The sequence below is a fragment of the Paenibacillus sp. genome, from assembly GCF_031177825.1.
Classification (GTDB): Bacteria; Bacillota; Bacilli; order Paenibacillales; family YIM-B00363; genus Paenibacillus_AE.
In genome coordinates this window covers 13,830-32,712 of the sequence record NZ_JAPSKE010000035.1, presented here as the reverse complement: position 1 = coordinate 32,712, position 18,883 = coordinate 13,830, and the positions used below count along the sequence as shown (strand labels likewise).

The window sequence follows — 18,883 nt, the reverse complement described above, 5'->3', positions numbered from 1 at the left end:
GACTCACCGACGGACGGCTAGGCAATCGGGGATCATACGAAGGAGGTGACGAAGGATGGCATTGACTCAAGAACGCAAGACGCAACTGATCGAGGAGCACAAGGTCCATAACACGGACACGGGTTCCCCGGAGGTGCAAGTCGCTATCCTTACCGAAAACATCAACAACTTGACGCAACATCTTCGGGAGCACAAGAAGGACCACCACTCCCGCCGCGGTTTGCTCAAGATGGTAGGCCAGCGCCGCAAGCTGCTCGCATACCTGAAGAACAAAGATGTGAAACGGTACAGCGCTTTGATCGAAAAGCTCGGTCTGAGACGCTAAGGGATAGGACCCAACCGAACGCAAGCGCACAACCGAAAGCAACCGTCTCTCGTTCTCGGACCGGCCTTCCGGTCCGAAACTCGCGAGAGTTCGGTTGCTTTTTCTTTTGTCGCGCGCGGGGGTTGGATGAAATGATTTGGCTGAAGAAGGAAATAATACATACGATGCAGAATGTATGATAGATCGAAACGAAGGAGGCAATGTATGGAATCCGGTAACGTAAAGCAAGTAAAGATGGACTTGGCCGGCCGGCCACTGACGTTGGAAACGGGCCGCCTCGCGAAGCAGGCGAACGGCGCGGTGTTCGTCCGCTACGGCGAGACGGTCGTGCTCTCCACGGTCACGGCTTCGACCGAGCCGAAGGACCTCGATTTCTTCCCGCTCACCGTGAACTACGAAGAGCGACTCTATTCCGTCGGGAAAATCCCGGGCGGCTTCATCAAGCGCGAAGGACGCCCGAGCGAGAAAGCGATTCTCGCCAGCCGTCTGACGGACCGTCCGATCCGCCCGTTGTTCCCGGAAGGCTTCCGCAACGACGTGCAGATCGTATCGCTCGTCATGAGCGTGGACCAAGACTGCTCGCCGGAAATCGCGGCGATGATCGGCACTTCGGCGGCGCTCAGCATCTCCGACGTACCGTTCGACGGTCCTATCGGCGGGGTCATCGTCGGTCGGGTGGACGGACAATTCGTCATTAACCCGACGGTCGAGCAAGAAGACAAATCCGACATCTACCTCGTCGTAGCCGGCACGAAGGACGCCATCATGATGGTCGAAGCCGAAGCGAACGAAGTGCCGGAAGAGGACATGCTCGAGGCGATCATGTTCGGTCACGAAGAAATCAAGAAGATCGTCGCGCTGCAAGAAGAGTTCGTGGGCCTCGCGGGCCGCGAGAAGATGGAAGTGAAGCTGCATCAGGTCGACGCGGAAGTGAACGCCGCGGTTCGCGCCTACGCATCGGACCGTCTGATCGAAGCGGTCAAGATTCAAGGAAAACACGAACGCAGCGACGCGATTTCCGCGATCAACGAAGAGACGACGACCCACTTCGCGGAAGTATACGCCGGCGATGCGGCGAAGCTGAAGGACGTCAAGGAAGTGCTGTACGACATCGTGAAAGAGGAAGTACGCCGCCTCATCACCGTCGACAAGGTGCGTCCGGACGGCCGGAAGATCGACGAAATCCGCCCGATCGACTGCGACGTCGCCATTCTGCCGAGAACGCACGGGTCCGGCCTGTTCACGCGCGGCCAGACGCAGGCGCTCAGCGTCTGCACGTTAGGCGCCCTCGGCGACGAGCAAATTCTCGACGGCCTCGACCTCGAGGATCGCAAGCGGTTCATGCACCACTACAACTTCCCGCCGTTCTCCGTCGGGGAAGCGAGACCGCTTCGTCCGCCGGGACGCCGCGAGATCGGCCACGGGGCGCTCGGCGAGCGCGCGTTGTCGAAGGTTATCCCGTCCGAAGAGAAGTTCCCGTACACGATCCGTCTCGTCTCCGAGTGCTTGGAGTCCAACGGCTCGACGTCCCAGGCGAGCATCTGCGCGAGCACGATGGCGCTCATGGACGCAGGCGTGCCGATTAAGGCGCCGGTCGCGGGCATCGCGATGGGTCTCATCAAGAACGACGAGCATTACACCGTATTGACGGACATCCAAGGGATGGAAGATCATCTCGGCGATATGGACTTCAAGGTGGCGGGCACGGCGGAAGGCGTAACGGCGATTCAGATGGACATCAAGATCGACGGCATCAACCGGAACATCCTGAGCGAAGCGTTGGCGCAAGCGAAGGAAGGCCGCATGTTCATCCTGAACAAGATGCTGGCCGCCATCTCGGAGCCCCGGAAGCAGCTGTCTCCGTACGCGCCGAAGATCACGGTCATGCAGATCAATCCGGACAAGATTCGCGACGTCATCGGCGCGGGCGGCAAGGTGATCAACAAGATCATCGAGGAAACCGGCGTCAAGATCGATATCGAGCAGGACGGCCGCGTCTTCATCGCATCCCCGAACGCGGAGGCGAACGACAAAGCCAAGGCGATCATCGAAGGCATCGTGAAGGAAGTCGTCGTCGGCGAAATCTATCTCGGCAAGGTGAAGCGCGTAGAGAAGTTCGGCGCGTTCGTCGAAATTTTGCCGGGCAAGGAAGGTCTCGTACACATCTCCCAGCTGTCGACCGAGCGCGTAGCGAAGACGGAAGACGTCGTGGCGATCGGGGATACGATTACCGTCAAGGTGACCGAAATCGATCAGCAGGGCCGCGTCAACTTGTCCCGCAAGGCGGTATTGGTCGCGGAAGGCGGAGCGGCTTCGGACGGCAAGACGACGGTCGGGCAATAACCGGAAGTCGATACAACCGAATAAGCATGAAACGGAAAGAGTCAGAATCACGTTCTGTCTCTTTTTTTATTGCATACATTTGAGGATAAGAGTTTGTCCGCGAGCCGTCTGCCGCGTTCGCGGAGGAAGGGGAAGAGTCCGAATGAACGGGATGTGGAAAAAGGGGTTCGTCGTCGTCGCGTTTTTCGCCTTCGCGTTCGTCGCCGTCAGCCGGTCCGGGACGATCGCGCATCAGGTAGCCGGCCTGCAGCCGAATCCGGCGGCGGTCGTCGGCGAGTCGGCCGGCGGCACGACCTTCGACGTCGATCCGGCGAAGCTCGACCCGGAACGCCGGGCATTGTACGATCGCGTGGCCGCGGCCGCCGAGAAGCTCCGTACGGAGCCGATCGACGCTAAAGAGGATCCGGTGTGGAAAGCGATTCCGGCGCTCAACGGGCGCGAGGTGGACGTCGACGCGACGTTCGAAGCCGCCGTAAAGAATGGAGGCAAGGAGCCGATCCCGTTCGTCTTTCGGGAGATTCCCGCGAAGGTGACGTTGGACGATTTGGGGCCGCTCCCGATTTATAAAGGCAATCCGCGCAAGCCGATGGTGTCGCTTATGATTAACGTCGCATGGAAGGAAGAAAATTTGCCCGGCATGCTGAAGACGCTGCGGGACGAGAACGTGAAAGCGACGTTCTTCTTCCTCGGGTCGTGGCTGAAGACGCATCCGGAAGAGGCGAAGCGAATCGCCGCGGAAGGGCACGAGCTGGCGAACCACGCGTATTGGCATAAGACGCCGCTCAGTCAGTTGTCCGACGAGGCGGTGCGGAAGGAAATCTTGGATACGCAGAAGCTGCTGAAGGAGACGCTGGGCGTCGAGGGGACGTTGTTCGCGCCGCCGTCCGGCGACTTCGACGCGAATACGGTCAAGGTCGCGCACGATCTAGGACTTCGTACGATTTTATGGTCGTTGGACACGATCGACTGGAAAGAACCCGGGGCGGAGACGATCGTACGGAAGGTCGCCGCGCGTCTCGAACCGGGGTCCCTGATTCTCATGCATCCTACGGAAAGCGCGAGCGGCGCGCTGCGCGGAATGATCCAGGAGGCGAAGCGGCAAGGCTACGCCCTCGGCACCGTCTCCGAGACGATCTCGCCGTCGCCGGCCTTGACGGTTGAGACGCCGACGGGTTTCTGATAATATCAATCTTCAGGAACAGTTGTCATACGGAAGGCGGAAGCGAGGGGAGAACAGGTGGAAAGAAGGCAGTTAAGTAACGGAATCCGAGTCGTGTTGGAGAATATGCCGACAAGCCGCTCGGTCTCCTTCGGCATTTGGGTCAAGACGGGGTCCCGCAACGAGAAGGAAGCCAACAACGGGATCTCGCATTTCATCGAACACATGCTGTTCAAAGGAACGGAACGGTTCAGCGCCAAGGATATCGCGGACGTCTTCGACGGGATCGGCGGCAACGTCAACGCGTTCACGTCCAAAGAATATACATGCTACTACGCGAAGGTATTGGATGAGCACGTCCCGATCGCCGTCGACGTGCTCGCGGACATGTTCTTTCGTTCGAAGCTGGCCGGGGACGATCTGGCGAAAGAGAAGAACGTCATCATCGAGGAAATCTCGATGTACGAGGATACGCCGGACGACATCGTCCACGATATGATCGCGAAGGCCGCGTACGGCGATCACCCGCTCGGCATGCCGATCCTCGGCACGGAGCCGAACCTGACCGCGATGTCGTCGGACGATCTGCGCCGCTTCATCGAGACGCATTACGGCAGCGACGCGATCGTCATCAGCGCCGCCGGCAATATCGGCGAATCGATGATGGACTTGTTCGAACGTCACTTCGGCGGAGCCGCGCAGCCGAACCGGCCGAGCGCGACGGAGCCTTCCGTCGCGCCGGCGTTCTCCGGCGGACATCAGCATCTGCGGAAGAAAACCGAGCAGAACCATATTTGCATCGCGATGCCCGGTCTCTCGCAGGACGATCCGCTGCTGTACGGGATGATCCTCCTGAACAACGCGATCGGCGGCGGGATGAGCTCGCGCTTGTTCCAGGAAGTTCGCGAGAAGCGCGGATTGGCGTATTCGATTTATTCGTATCACACGTCGCATACGGACAGCGGACTGTTTACGATTTATGCGGGAACGACGCCGAAGCAGACGGCGGAGGTGCTCGACCTGATTCAAGGCGTCATCGCGGACGTGCGGGACAACGGCATCTTGCCGGAAGAGCTTCGCAAGGGCAAGGAGCAGATGAAGGGGAGCCTCATTATCGGCCTGGAGAGCACGAGCAGCCGAATGACGCGCAACGGCAAGAACGAATTGATGCAAGGCCGGCAATTCACGCTCGACGATCTGATCGAGCGAATCGAATCGGTGACGATGGACGACGTGCGGGCGCTCGCTTCCCGCATGTTCGGCGGACCGTGCGCGACCGCGATGGTCGGCGGATCGGACAAACCGTTGTTGAAATGGAGAGATCGGTATGCTGCAGCCGTTCAAGGTTGAGATTAAACGAATGCCGGGGGCGGAGGACGTGCCGCTGCCGCTGAAGATGTCCGCGGGAGCGAGCGGATACGACGTGCACGCCGCGGTGTCCGAGCCTCTCGAGATTCCGCCCGGAGAACGGCGCCTCGTGCCGACCGGCTTCGCGCTCGCGATGCCCAACGGCGTAGAAGCGCAGATTCGGCCGCGCAGCGGACTCGCTTACAAACACGGCATCACGACGTTGAACACGCCGGGAACCATCGATGCGGATTACCGCGGCGAGGTGAAGGTGCTGCTCGTCAATTTAGGACAAGAGCCGTTCGTCGTCCGCCGCGGAGAGCGAATCGCGCAGATGGTGTTCCAGACCGTGCCGGACATCGATTTGTCCGAGGTGCGGGAGCTGGACGAGACGAAGCGCGGCGCGGGCGGCTTCGGCCATACCGGCGTTTAAAATCGAATAACACGCATCGTTCGTGAAGCCGATCGGCCCTTTGAGGCCGGTCGGCTTTTCCTATGGATAAAGCAACGTTCGGCGGGAAGCGCGTCGCATTGTAACCAAATCTAGGCGGGTGTCATAGGATATGACTATATTTCATGGCAACCGAAAGGAGCGTGTTCGCAATGCTAACCGGAACCCAGGTTGCTTTCATCGGCGGCGACGCACGTCAGCTGGAGGTGATCCAGCGGCTGACGGAGTTGGATGCGACGGTGACGTTGATCGGCTTCGATAATTTGAAGCAGACGTTCAACGGCGCGTCGCATGCGGAGCTCACCGAAGACGCGTTCGCCGACTTGGACGCCGTCCTGCTGCCGGTGGTCGGGACGGACGACGAGGGGAGAGTCGAGGGCGTATTCACCTCGAAGGAGCTGCGACTCACCGACGCCTGCCTCGCGCGGCTGCCGAAGCGCGCCAAGGTATACGCCGGGCTCGCGAAGCCGTACTTACGCAATCTCTGCCAGCAGCATGGCATCGCCTTGATCGAGCTGCTCGAACGCGACGATGTGGCGATATACAATTCTATTCCAACAGCGGAAGGCGCGCTCCTGCTGGCGATCCAGAACACGGATATTACGATCCACGGTTCGAATACGCTCGTCCTCGGCTTCGGTCGAACCGGCATGACGATGGCCCGAACGCTGCAAGGGCTCGGGGCGAGGGTGCTGGTCGGCGTTCGGAAGGAGGAGCATTACGCCAGAGCGTACGAAATGGGCTTTCAGCCGTTCCATACGTCGGAGCTGCAGCAGCACGTCGGGGATGCGGATATCGTCTTCAACACGGTTCCGACGCCGATTCTTACCGCCCGGGTGATCGCGGCGATGCCGCCGCGGGCGGTCATCATCGATCTCGCGTCGAAGCCGGGAGGGACCGACTTTCGGTTCGCCGAGCGCCGCGGCGTCAAGGCGCTGCTGGCGCCGGGGCTGCCGGGCATCGTCGCTCCGAAGACGGCGGGACGCATCATTGCGGCGGTCGTCAGTCAACTGATTATGGAAGATACCGCGAAACGGGGGAATGAAGCATGAATTGGAACGGAATTACGGTGGGATACGCGTTGACGGGTTCGCATTGCACGCTGGAAGAAGTCATGCCGCAAATCAAGAGATTCGTAGACGCCGGAGCGAACGTCGTGCCGATCATCTCGCATTCCGTTGCCATGACGGATACGCGATTCGGCAAGGCCGCGGACTGGCAGAAGCAGTTGAAAGACCTGACCGGAAATGATATTATTGCCTCAATTGTGGACGCCGAACCGCTCGGTCCGGCCAAGCTTTTGGACGTAATGGCGATCGCGCCGTGCACCGGCAATACGACTAGCAAGCTAGCGAATGCGATGACCGAGAGCCCGGTGTTAATGGCCGCGAAGGCGCAGATGCGCAACGGCCGGCCGCTCGTGCTGGCGATTTCGACGAACGACGGCTTGGGATTGAACAGCGCGAACATCGCGAAGCTGTTGATCACGAAGAACATCTATTTCGTTCCCTTCGGCCAAGATAATCCGCAGGCGAAGCCGAATTCGCTCGTCGCCCGCATGGATTTGATCATGGAGACGTGCGAAGCCGCGCTGCAAGGGAAGCAGCTGCAGCCGATGCTGATCGAAAGATTTTTATATTCTTAATCATGCGAACGATTCATGTCATTAATTATTCGAGTCGATTCCCGGAGGTCGTATTATGCGCATCTTGGTTCAGAAGTTCGGAGGTACGTCCCTCTCTACCACAGAAGCCAGAGAACATGCCATTAAACATATTCGTCGGGCGCTCGAAGAGCAATACGCGCTAGTCGTCGTCGTGTCGGCCATGGGCCGGCGCGGCGACCCGTACGCCACCGATTCGCTGCTCGGCTTAATCGATGCGAACGGGGGCTCGCTCGCAAGCAGGGAGCGCGACTTGCTCATGGCTTGCGGCGAGACGATCTCGGCCGCGACGCTGTGCGCCATGCTTCAGTCCCGCGGAATCGGCGCGGTCGCGCTTACGGGCGCGCTGGCAGGCATCGAGACGACGGACGAATACGGCAACGCTCGCATTACCGACATCCGAACGGAGCGGCTGCTGGCCATCCTGAAGGAGGGCAAGGTCGCGATCGTCACCGGCTTTCAGGGGGCGGCGCCGAACGGCGACGTCACGACGCTCGGACGAGGCGGCAGCGATACGTCCGCCACGGCGCTCGGCGCCGCGCTCAAAGCCGAGTACGTCGATATATTCACCGATGTAGAGGGCGTGCTGACGGCGGATCCGCGCATCGTCGGAGACGCGAAGCCGCTCGATCAAGTCAGTTATATGGAAATATGCAATATGGCCAACAACGGAGCCAAGGTCATTCATCCGAGAGCCGTCGAGATCGCGATGGAAGCCGACATCCCGGTGCGCATCCGGTCGACGTTCTCCGACGGGCTCGGGACGCTCGTCGCCGGGCAGTCTGTGCTTCGCGGCAAAGGGCATGTCCAAGACCGTTTGATCACCGGTATCGCGCATTCCGTGAACGTCTCTCAAATTCAAGTGCACGCCGCGGAAGGCCAATACGACTTGCAGCTCCGTGTCTTCAAGACGATGGCGGAGAACGGCATCAGCGTAGATTTGATTAACGTCAACCCGTCCGGCGTCGCGTACACCGTATACGATGCGGAAACCGAGCGGGCGATCGGCTTGCTGAAGCAGCTCGGGTACGAGCCTCATGCGGTCAAGGATTGTACGAAAGTGTCCGTCATCGGCGGCGGGATGAACGGCGTTCCCGGCGTCATGGCGATGATTATAGAGGCGTTGACGGAGGAAGAGGTCGGTATCCTGCAATCCGCCGACTCGAACACGACCATCTGGGTACTCGTCCGTTCCGCGGATACGGTGAAGGCGGTCAACGCGCTGCATCGGAAGTTTCGATTGCACGCGTAATTTTCGAATTGACATCATTCGATATCCTTCGTATGATAGGGAACAATTGAGAACGCAGCGCGGCCGGACGAGTGGCGGCGAGGAGGAACGAGAGTGGATTTCGGAAGATTGTTAACTGCCATGGTGACGCCGTTCGACGGCGACTTGAAGATCGATTGGAATCAGACGGCGAAGTTGATCGATTACTTGATCGACGAGCAGGGGTCTACCGGACTCGTAATCGCAGGAACGACGGGCGAGTCCCCGACGCTCACCGACGAGGAGAAGCTGGAGTTGTTCCGGTTCGCCGTCCGTCAGGCGAACGGACGAGCGAAGATTATCGCGGGCACCGGCTCCAACGACACGGCGCATTCCATTCACCTGTCCCAAGAAGCGGAGAAGCTTGGCGTAGACGCGATCATGCTCGTGTCGCCGTACTACAGTCGTACGTCCCAAGACGGGCTGTCGGCGCATTTCCGCGCGGTAGCGTCGTCCGTCGGCTTGCCGATTATGATTTATAACATTCCGTCCCGCACGGGCGTCAATATCGAAGCCAAGACGATGCTGGCGTTGGCGGACATTCCGAACATCGTCGCCGTCAAGGAATCGAGCGGCGACCTGGATCAGATGTCGGCCATTCTCGCGGGAGCGCCGGACGGATTCAAGTTGTACAGCGGCGACGACAGTCTGACGCTCCCGGCGCTGTCGATCGGCGCGTACGGGATCGTCAGCGTGACGAGTCACCTCGTCGGCAAGTTGATGAACGAGATGATCGACGCTCACGTATCCGGGCAGCCGGAGCGCGCGTCGAAGCTGCACCTTCGGCTGTCGCCGATGTTCAAGGGCATGTTCTTCTGCCCGCATCGCGTGCCGAATCCGGTGCCGGTCAAATATGCGATGAAGCATCGAGGAATCGATTGCGGCGGCGTTCGGCTTCCGTTGGTCGGCGTAACGCCGGAAGAAGCGAATTTCATCGACGCTTTGGTCGCTTCATACGAGGGGTAATCGACGATGCCCGCTTGCGTTATTTCCCTTTATGGGAGAGGACGCGGCGGGCATCGTTTCGTTAGCGCTGGACATTCTATGGATACCGGCGGCGGGACGCAGGCGACTTGTGTTTCGCGTTTTTGATCATGTATAATGAACGTTAAGTGACTTGGTGCGGATTTCCTGTTTCCTTACATTTTGCTCGGCATGGTTTGTATTCATATAGATCGTCGCCAATCCATTAGAGGAGGTTACCTTTTTGTCTAAGAAGAGTTCTGAGAAAGTCACCATTTTCGCCCTTGGCGGCGTAGGCGAAATTGGTAAAAACATGTACGTAGTTCAATATGCCAACGATATCGTCGTCATCGACGCCGGTCTGAAGTTTCCGGAAGAAGATATGCTCGGCATCGACGTCGTCATCCCGGATATATCGTATTTGACCGAGAACCGGGACAAGGTGCGCGGGATTCTCGTTACGCACGGACACGAGGATCATATCGGCGGCTTGCCTTACATTTTGAAGCATCTGAACGTTCCGGTGTACGGCACGAAGTTGACGCTCGGCTTGATCGAAGCCAAGCTGAAGGAAGCGAACTTGCTCGGCGAGACGAAGCGCATTCTTATTCATCCCGACTCCGAGCTGAATCTCGGCTCCATTACTGCGTCGTTCTTCAGGACGAACCATAGCATTCCGGATTCGGTAGGCGTCGCGCTCGACACGCCGGAAGGCCTGATCGTTCATACGGGAGACTTCAAGTTCGACTTTACTCCGGTCAATCAGCAGTACGCGGACTTGCATCGGATGGCCGAACTCGGCAGCAGAGGCGTCTTGTGCCTGCTGTCGGAGAGCACGAACGCGGAACGGTCCGGCTTCACGCCTTCGGAGAAGTCCGTCGGACAAGAGCTCGTCGAAGTGTTCCGGCGCGCGAAGCAGCGCGTCGTCGTCGCGACGTTCGCCTCGAACATTCACCGCGTGCAGCAAGTATTCGAAGCCGCGATGCTAACGAACCGGAAGGTAACCGTCATCGGCCGGAGCATGGTGAACGTCGTGACGATCGCCAATGAGCTCGGATATTTGGACATCCCGGAAGGCATGTTGATCGAACCGGAGGAGGTCAACAGCCTTCCGGCCGACGAGGTCGTGATCTTGTCTACGGGCAGCCAAGGCGAGCCGATGTCCGCCTTGACGCGTATGGCACGGTCCACGCATAAGAAGTTGGACATTCTTCCCGGCGATACGGTCATTATCGCGGCTACTCCGATCCCCGGCAACGAACGGTACGTCGGGCGCACGGTGGACGAGCTGTTCCGCCTCGGCGCGAACGTCATTTACGGTCCCGGCACGATTACGGGAGTTCACGTATCCGGGCACGGCAGCCAAGAAGAGCTGAAGCTGATGCTTAACATGATGAAGCCCAAGTATTTCATCCCGATCCACGGCGAGTACCGGATGCTGAAGCAGCATACGAACTTAGCGGTATCCGTCGGCGTCGAACGGGAGAATACATTCATTCTCGACATCGGAGATACGGTAGAGATCCAGAACGGCATCGCGCGCAGAGGCAGCAAGATTCCGGCCGGCAACGTGCTGATCGACGGACTCGGCGTCGGCGACGTAGGGAACATCGTCTTGCGCGATCGGAAGCTTCTATCGCAGGACGGCATTCTCGTCGTCGTCGTGACGCTCAGCAAGCAGGAAGGGAAGATTATTTCCGGCCCGGACATCATCTCCCGCGGCTTCGTGTACGTCCGCGAATCCGAAGGCCTGTTAGAGGAAGCGAACAAGATCGTGTCCAACACGCTGGCTCGTCTGATGGGCGAGAACGTGAACGAATGGGCTTCGTTGAAGACGCAAGTCAGGGATGCACTCGGACGATTCTTATATGAACAAACCAGAAGAAGACCGATGATTTTGCCGATCATCATGGAAGTGTAACGTTTTCCCCGTTGCTGAAGTCACCGGGACGGACGCCTTCCCGCCCCAGCGAACTGTTACCTGTAAGAAGGTTACAGTTCGCTGGGAGGGAGGGCGTCCGTTTTATTGTATAGATTCCTGCTTTCACCTTCATACTATGACGGATTGCTTCCGTATTTCGAATGGAGGGCTTACGCATGGAACGGTACGACATCGACATGAAGACGACCAGATCGGAGCAGCAGCCGGATCCTTACGGAGAACGAAAGAGCACCGTTGTTGAAAACATAACCGCTCTCGGCAACCCGAACCCGCCGACGAGCGAGCAGTCGAACCTCTATTGCATGACGATCATCGGCCAAGTCGAAGGCCATGTCGTTCTTCCGCCGCAAAACAAAACGACCAAATACGAGCATCTCATTCCGCAGCTCGTCGCCGCCGAGCAAAATCCGAAGATCGAAGGCATCCTCATCATCTTGAATACGGTCGGAGGCGACGTCGAAGCCGGCCTCGCCATCGCCGAGATGATCGCATCGCTCTCGAAGCCGACCGTCGCCATCGTGTTGGGAGGCGGCCATTCGATCGGCGTGCCGATCGCCGTCAGCGCCGACTATTCGTTCATCGCCCCTACGGCGACGATGACGATTCATCCGATCCGTCTCACGGGGCTCGTGATCAGCGTTCCGCAAACGTTCGAGTATTTGGACAAGATGCAGGAACGCGTGCTACGCTTCATTCAATCGCACTCGACCGTCTCCGAAGAGAAGCTGAAGGAACTGATGTTCAAGACGGGCGAACTGACGCGGGACATCGGGACGACGGTCATCGGACAGGAAGCGGTCAACTACGGACTCATCAACGCTGTAGGCGGTCTAGGGGACGCCATCCGGGAGTTGAACCGCCGCATCGAGGAGCAGCGGGCGGCGAAGTTGAAGCCCGAAGGAAGCGAAGGAGCGCCGGCGGGGAGGCTGGAGCATTGATCCTGTACACCCCCGTCCCGTTGGAGCAGGTGTTCCAGGGCATCGAGGACGTGAAATGCCCGGAAGAGGTCGTCGTCGGCGACATGACGCTGCAGGTCGAGATGCTCGCGCAGGGCGAAGCAAGGGTCGTTCGGCTCATCTCGCCGCGCGCCGAAGACTATATGAATCCGGCATATATGCCGGGTACGGTGTTCCGTCTGACACGCTGAACATACGTTCGAAACCTCAGGAGAACTGTGCTATAATGTTCTCCTGGGGGTGTTTTTGTTGGGGAAATCTAGTAGAAAAAAGCGTAAAAAGCCATTATCCTCCAACCTGAAATACGAATTATACGGCATCTTGCTGTTGCTGTTTTCCGTCATTACGCTGGCGAGGGAAGGATCGGTCGGCAAGTCGATCGCGTTCCTGTTCCGGGTGCTCGTCGGCAATTTGGAACCCGTCTTGTCGATCGTGCTGATTTACATAGCGGTATACCATTTCATGATTCGCAGACAGTGGCCGTCCGGCTGGTCCGTCAAGGCTTCGGGCATCGCGCTCTTTCTGCTCGGATGGATGGTCAGTTTACATAACGGTTTATTCGGAACGTTGATGCCTGAAGGCGGATACACGGGCGGTTGGATCGTCTCGCAGACGTGGGAAGTGCTGAAGAGCCACATGACCGGGGGCGGGTTGGAGTTTACGGCCGACGCCGGCGGCGGCATGGTCGGCGGCTTCGCCTACGCTGCGATTTACGTCTTGTTCGGCACGGTCGGCGCGATGCTGATCCAATTCGCGTTATACGCGATCGGCGTGTTGCTGTTCACCGGCTGGTCGTACGTGCAGATCATCGGCGCGGTGCGCCGCTTCGTCGCGAGGCTGCTCGGCAGGCTGGGCCGCTCGACGAAAGAGACGTTCCAGCTGCTGAACGATCGCGGCTCGGCGTCTCGCGGAGCCGCCGTCACGAAGCGGAAGGCGAAGCCCGCCAGGCCGGACGTCGCGCTCGACGACGAGTTCGACGAGGAGTATTGGAAGCCGGACAAGCCCCAGAAGAAGACGTGGTTCCATAAGCTATCGGGATTCGGAGATAAGCCGACCGAGGACGCCGCGTCCCGAGACGACGCCGAGGAGGAAGACGAGCAGCCGCCGATCGAGGAGGTCGTCTACCGGGCGCCGGAGGTCGTAAGCGAAGCGACGCGCACGGCGCCGTCGGCGCCCGAACCGCCGGTATCGGAGACGGAGGAGCGGCACGAGCCGGTCTTCGTCGACTTCTTGGACCAGGTTCGCGAGTCGGTGCAGCGTGCGGCCGGCTACGAACCGGAGCCCGGGCCGGAGCCGTCGCTCGTTCCGCCGTCGCCGACCGCCGCCCTCGCGGCGGGGCAAGCGCCCGGGGACGACGCGGGGGCGGATCTTGCGGACGATGCGCTCGCCGGCGCGTTGATTCCGGCGGCCGCCGCGCCGCCGCCGAAACCGTACGTGCTGCCGCCGTTCCATCTGCTCTCGCGGCCCGGAGGCGGCAAGGGCGGAGAGTCGGCCGACACGCTCGCCCGCGAGAACGCCCGCAAGCTGGAGACGACGCTCGAGAGCTTCGGCGTGCGCGCGAAGGTGCTGCAAGTCGTCCGAGGTCCGGCGGTAACCCGGTACGAAATTCAACCGGACGTCGGGGTGAAGGTCAGCCGGATCGTAAGCTTGACCGACGATATCGCGTTGGCGCTCGCGGCGAAGGACATTCGGATGGAGGCGCCGATTCCGGGCAAATCCGCGATCGGCATCGAGGTGCCGAATACGGAGGTATCGATCGTCTCTCTCCGCGAAGTCATGGAGACGTCCGCGTTCCACGAATCGGACGCTCGTCTTACGATCGCGCTGGGACGCGACATTTCCGGTCAACCGATCGTCGCCAATCTCGCCAAGATGCCTCACTTGCTCGTCGCCGGCGCGACCGGCTCGGGCAAGTCCGTCTGCATCAACGGCATCATCACTAGCGTGCTGTATAAGGCGAAGCCGGACGAAGTGAAGTTTTTGATGATCGACCCGAAGATGGTCGAACTGAACGTGTATAACGGCATCCCGCATCTGCTGGCGCCGGTCGTCACCGATCCGCGACGGGCGTCGCTGGCGCTGAAGAAGATCGTCGTCGAGATGGAGAAGCGCTACGAGGCGTTCTCGAAGTCGTCGACGCGGAATATCGAAGGCTACAACGCACAGCTGATCGAGAAGGGCGAGACGCCGCTGCCGTACATCGTCGTCATCGTCGACGAGCTTGCGGACCTGATGATGGTCGCAGCCGGCGACGTCGAAGACGCGATTACTCGTCTCGCGCAGATGGCGCGCGCAGCCGGCATTCACCTCATCATCGCGACGCAGCGTCCGTCCGTCGACGTCATTACCGGCGTCATCAAGGCGAACATTCCGTCGCGGATCGCGTTCGGCGTGTCGTCGCAGGTCGACTCCCGCACGATTCTGGATATGGCGGGGGCGGAGAAGCTGCTCGGGCGCGGCGACATGCTGTTCGTGCCGGTCGGCGCGTCCAAGGCGGTGCGGGTGCAGGGCGCGTTCTTGTCGGATAACGAGGTCGAGGCGGTCGTCACGTTCTGCCGGGACCAAGAGAAGGCGCAATACCGGGAGGAACTCGTCCCGGAAATTCAAGAGAGCGGCGAGGAGGACGACGATCAGCTGGACGAGCTGTTCGATCAGGCCGTCGTTATCGTACTCGAAGCGAAGCAGGCGTCCGTCTCGCTGCTGCAGCGCCGCATGCGCATCGGATACACCCGCGCGGCCCGTCTTATCGATCAGATGGAGGCGAAGGGCGTCGTCGGCCCTTACGAGGGAAGCAAGCCTCGCGAGGTGCTTCTGTCTTACGAGCAATATCAAGGCGGTCGATTGAGCTCCTAGGACGCATAGAACAAATTCACCTTTCTCATACTACATAAGGAAACAGGCTGCAACTTATGTAGAGAAAGGTTGAATCCACGCATGCGAACTAGACTGCTCTTGGTTACGCTCTGTCTCGTCGTCGGGCTTGCCTTCGCTTTCCAAGCGAAGCAGCGAACCGCCGACCATGGTGCGGAGGAAGCGTTCAGCAAGACGACCTTAAAATACGGCGCCGTCGGGCAGGATGTTCGGGAACTGCAAGGCAGGCTTAAGTTCCTAGGGTATTATAACGGTGCGATCGACGGCGACTTCGGCTATTCGACGCTCAAATCCGTCAAGAACTTCCAGTGGAAGTTCGGCATGAAGGCGGATGGAATCGTCGGCGGTTCGACGAAGCTAAAGCTGTATAACGCTACGAAAAGTTGGAGACCCGGTGCCGATACGGGAGGCGGCGGGGCGACCGCGGCGAAGCCGAAAGCGGAAAGCGCCGGCGCCGCGAAGCAGATTCAACAGTCGTCCCATCGGGGCTTCTCGAGCAACGACTTGAAGATGATGGCGAACGCGGTGTACGGCGAAGCGCGCGGCGAGCCGTACGAAGGACAGGTCGCCGTAGCGGCCGTCATCTTGAACCGGGTGGACAGCGCGAGCTTTCCGAATACGCCGTCGGGCGTCATATTCCAGCCGGGCGCGTTCACAGCGGTCGCCGACGGACAAATTTGGCTGACGCCGAACGAAAGCGCGATGAAGGCCGTTCAAGACGCGTTGAACGGTTGGGACCCGTCCGACGGCTGCCTGTACTACTTCAACCCGGTGACGGCCACGTCCAAGTGGATTTGGACAAGACCGCAATACAAACAGATCGGAAAACATATTTTCTGCCGGTAAGACATACACTTCCGGAAGAGAACAACGGGAAAGAAGTAACCGTCGGGTTGCTTCTTTTCCGTTTCAGAGCCGGTTATAGGACGTATCTGAAGGAACCGGCTTCCCTGATTGTACTTCGAGAACCGTTTTACTTATAATAACGGAAGACATTCGAAATGGAAGGAGTTTCCGCCCCATGGGAACGACACGCTTTGAACGGGATGCCGTCGGCGGCATCCGCCTGCACGTGCTCTCCACCGATCGCTTCAAGACGACGGCCGTCTCCGTCTTCGTCGGCACGCTCCTGCAAGAATCGACCGTTACGTCGGTAGCGCTGGCTCCGTTCGTCCTGCGCCGAGGCAACGCGAGTTATCCGGAGACCAAGGCGTTCCGAGAGGCGCTGGACGATTTGTACGGCGCAGGCTTCGGCTTCGATATTTACAAGCGTGGCGATTACCAGATCGTCAACTTCCGCATGGACGTCATCCGGAACGAATTCGCCGCCGGAGGCGCGCCGCTGCTGCAGCAGGCGATCGGCTTCCTCGGCGAAACGCTGACGAAGCCGGCCCTCGAGGAAGGCCGCTTCCTCGCCTCCTACGTGGAAGCGGAGAAGCATATGGTGCAGAAGAAGCTGGAGGCGATCGTCAACGACAAGGGACGGTACGCCGCGGAGCGCTGCATCGAGGAGATGTGCAAGGACGAGCCTTACCGTCTGCATCCGCTCGGCCAGAAGGAAGATCTTGCGGGGATTACTCCTGAATCGTTGTACGCCTCGTACCAAAGCTGGCTCGCCGGGGCGCCGATCGACGTATACGTCGTCGGCAACACGACGATCGACGAGGTGAAGCGTCTCGTACAAGAAGCGTTCGCGGTTCGCGGCGCCGACGCGCCGACGCCGTATACGGCGTCCCGTCGGACGAAGCGCGTCGCGGACGTCAACACCGTCATCGAACGGATGGAGGTCGGCCAAGGCAAGCTGAATATGGGCATTCGCACGCCGACCGCTTACGCGGAGCCGAGCTATGCGACGGCATTGTTATATAACGGCATCTTGGGCAGCTTCCCGCATTCCAAGCTGTTCCTGAACGTGCGGGAGAAAGAGAGCTTGGCGTACTACGCCTCGTCCCGTCTGGACGGTCACAAGGGAATCATCACGATCTCGTCCGGCATCGAAATCGACAAGTACGAGCGGGCGGTCGAGATTATCAAGAAGCAGCTCGAAGCGATGCGCGCGGGCGATATTTCGGAGCTCGAGATGAACCAAACGAAAGCGATGATTTCGAACCATCTGCGCGAGATGAACGACAGCGCCTACGAGATGATCGGCTTCGATTTCAACACGGTACTGTCCGGGAAGGAACGGACGGCCGAGTCGCTGCTTAGCGAGATCGGGCGCGTAAGCGTTCCGGACATCGCCGCGTTCGCCCAGGACGTACAGCTCGACACCGTCTACTTCTTGCGCGATCGGAAGGAGGACTAAGCCGTGAACAAACACGAATACCCGAAAGTCCAAGAGACCGTATACTCCGAGACGCTCGACAACGGATTAACCGTCTATGTGCTGCCGAAGGAAGGTTTTTCGAAGACGTTCGCCACGTTTTCCACGAAATACGGCTCCGTCGACAACCACTTCGCGGTCGGCGACGAACCGCCGATCCGGGTGCCGGACGGCATCGCCCATTTTCTAGAACATAAGATGTTCGAGGAGCCGGAAGGCGACGTCTTCGCGACGTTCGCGTCTAACGGCGCTTCCGCGAATGCGTACACGAGCTTCGACAGAACGGTGTACTTGTTCTCCGCGACGAACCGTATTCGGGAGAACGTCACCACGCTGCTGAATTTCGTGCAAAACCCGTATTTCACGGACGAGAATGTCTTTAAGGAAAAAGGGATCATCGGCCAAGAAATCAAGATGTACGCCGATCAACCCGACTGGCGCGTCTACTTCGGCTTGATCGAAGCGATGTACGAACGTCATCCGGTCCACATCGACATCGCCGGCACGGTCGAGTCGATCCACGAAATCAGCAAGGAAACGTTGTATCAATGCTATCGAACGTTCTACCACCCGTCGAACATGACGGTGTTCATCGTCGGCGGCGTCGATCCGCAAGAGATGATCGACCTCGTAAAGGAAAATCAGGCGGGAAAGACGTTCGAGCCGCAAGGCGAAATTCATCGCATCTTCGACGAAGAGCCGGCCGGCGTTCGGTTGAAGGAGAAGCTCGTCAAGTTGCCGGTGTCGATCCCGAAGTGCCTGTTCGGGGTGAAGGAGACGAAGGTCGGGTACTACGGCGCCGAGCTGCTCCGCCGCGAGCTTGCGACGAAGCTGCTGTTCGACATGCTGTTCAGCCCGAGCTCGAGACTGTACCAATCGCTGTACGACGAGAAGCTGATCACCGACAGCTTCGGCGCCGAATACAACGCAAGCGAACAATACGCGTTCTCCGTCATCGGCGGGGATACGAGAGATCCCGAGGCGCTCGTCGCTCGCGTGCGGGAAGAGGTCGAAGCATGGAAGACGTCGGGCATCCCCGAGGAGCTGTTCGAGCGGACGCGCCGAAAGAAGATCGGGGGCTTCTACCGTATGTTGAATTCGCCGGAAGCGATCGCCGGGGAATTCACGAAACATCGGTTTAGAGGCACGAACGTGTTCGATGTGTTAGAATTGTATGAGCAAATCACATTGGACGAAGTGGAAGCGCGATTGCAGGAGCATTTCAATTGGGAGCAGCTTTCCGTCTGTATCGTCAAAAGCGAGTGAACTT

The 18,883-nt window shown here is 59.3% G+C and carries 16 protein-coding genes; all 16 read left to right on the top strand.

The features are described from left to right. Positions 1-55: 55 nt before the first annotated feature. The 16 genes from rpsO (at position 56) to yfmH (ending at position 18,879) form a co-directional block, all read left to right on the top strand. Positions 56-325 carry a 30S ribosomal protein S15 gene (gene rpsO, locus RIN49_RS25665; RefSeq protein WP_138193905.1) on the top strand — a complete coding sequence of 90 codons (270 nt, stop codon included), beginning with the start codon at positions 56-58 and terminating at the stop codon, positions 323-325. Between the two features lie 204 nt (positions 326-529). Next, positions 530-2,668 (top strand): polyribonucleotide nucleotidyltransferase, encoded by a 2,139-nt coding sequence (gene pnp / locus RIN49_RS25660; protein ID WP_309122979.1) that lies wholly within the window; start codon positions 530-532, stop codon positions 2,666-2,668. A 142-nt stretch (positions 2,669-2,810) separates the two neighbouring features. After that, the gene (locus tag RIN49_RS25655; protein WP_309122978.1) at positions 2,811-3,848 is read left to right on the top strand and encodes a polysaccharide deacetylase family protein; all 1,038 of its coding nucleotides are present in this window, start codon (positions 2,811-2,813) and stop codon (positions 3,846-3,848) included. A 57-nt stretch (positions 3,849-3,905) separates the two neighbouring features. Further along, positions 3,906-5,177, top strand: a complete 1,272-nt coding sequence (locus RIN49_RS25650; protein ID WP_309122977.1) for a M16 family metallopeptidase — start codon at positions 3,906-3,908, stop codon at positions 5,175-5,177. Then, positions 5,155-5,607 carry a dUTP diphosphatase gene (dut, locus tag RIN49_RS25645; protein WP_309122976.1) on the top strand — a complete coding sequence of 151 codons (453 nt, stop codon included), beginning with the start codon at positions 5,155-5,157 and terminating at the stop codon, positions 5,605-5,607. The genes RIN49_RS25650 and dut overlap by 23 nt, the downstream gene beginning before the upstream one ends. 170 nt (positions 5,608-5,777) lie before the next feature. Next, positions 5,778-6,677: a dipicolinate synthase subunit DpsA gene (dpsA, locus tag RIN49_RS25640; RefSeq protein WP_309122975.1), complete on the top strand. Its 900-nt coding sequence runs from the start codon at positions 5,778-5,780 to the stop codon at positions 6,675-6,677. Continuing rightward, positions 6,674-7,270 (top strand): dipicolinate synthase subunit B, encoded by a 597-nt coding sequence (locus RIN49_RS25635; protein ID WP_309122974.1) that lies wholly within the window; start codon positions 6,674-6,676, stop codon positions 7,268-7,270. Before dpsA ends, RIN49_RS25635 begins: the two co-directional genes overlap by 4 nt. Positions 7,271-7,325: 55 nt before the next feature. Then, positions 7,326-8,540: an aspartate kinase gene (gene dapG, locus RIN49_RS25630; RefSeq protein ID WP_309122973.1), complete on the top strand. Its 1,215-nt coding sequence runs from the start codon at positions 7,326-7,328 to the stop codon at positions 8,538-8,540. 93 nt (positions 8,541-8,633) lie between these two features. After that, positions 8,634-9,524: a 4-hydroxy-tetrahydrodipicolinate synthase gene (gene dapA / locus RIN49_RS25625; protein ID WP_309122972.1), complete on the top strand. Its 891-nt coding sequence runs from the start codon at positions 8,634-8,636 to the stop codon at positions 9,522-9,524. Positions 9,525-9,765: 241 nt separating this feature from the next. Further along, positions 9,766-11,442, top strand: a complete 1,677-nt coding sequence (locus tag RIN49_RS25620) for a ribonuclease J (protein WP_309122971.1) — start codon at positions 9,766-9,768, stop codon at positions 11,440-11,442. 197 nt (positions 11,443-11,639) lie between these two features. Continuing rightward, positions 11,640-12,401 (top strand): ClpP family protease, encoded by a 762-nt coding sequence (locus RIN49_RS25615; RefSeq protein ID WP_309123013.1) that lies wholly within the window; start codon positions 11,640-11,642, stop codon positions 12,399-12,401. Next, positions 12,398-12,610: a YlzJ-like family protein gene (locus RIN49_RS25610; RefSeq protein ID WP_309122970.1), complete on the top strand. Its 213-nt coding sequence runs from the start codon at positions 12,398-12,400 to the stop codon at positions 12,608-12,610. Before RIN49_RS25615 ends, RIN49_RS25610 begins: the two co-directional genes overlap by 4 nt. Before the next feature lie 49 nt (positions 12,611-12,659). Then, complete coding sequence (locus RIN49_RS25605; protein WP_483874284.1) at positions 12,660-15,272, top strand: FtsK/SpoIIIE family DNA translocase; 2,613 nt, start codon at positions 12,660-12,662, stop codon at positions 15,270-15,272. Positions 15,273-15,353: 81 nt separating this feature from the next. Beyond that, the gene (sleB, locus tag RIN49_RS25600) at positions 15,354-16,136 is read left to right on the top strand and encodes a spore cortex-lytic enzyme (protein ID WP_309122968.1); all 783 of its coding nucleotides are present in this window, start codon (positions 15,354-15,356) and stop codon (positions 16,134-16,136) included. A 175-nt stretch (positions 16,137-16,311) separates the two neighbouring features. Next, positions 16,312-17,595, top strand: coding sequence for an EF-P 5-aminopentanol modification-associated protein YfmF (gene yfmF, locus RIN49_RS25595; protein ID WP_309122967.1), 1,284 nt, complete (start codon positions 16,312-16,314; stop codon positions 17,593-17,595). A gap of 3 nt (positions 17,596-17,598) precedes the next feature. Further along, on the top strand, positions 17,599-18,879 hold the full coding sequence (gene yfmH / locus RIN49_RS25590; RefSeq protein ID WP_309122966.1) for an EF-P 5-aminopentanol modification-associated protein YfmH: 1,281 nt from the start codon (positions 17,599-17,601) through the stop codon (positions 18,877-18,879). Positions 18,880-18,883 lie beyond the last annotated feature (4 nt).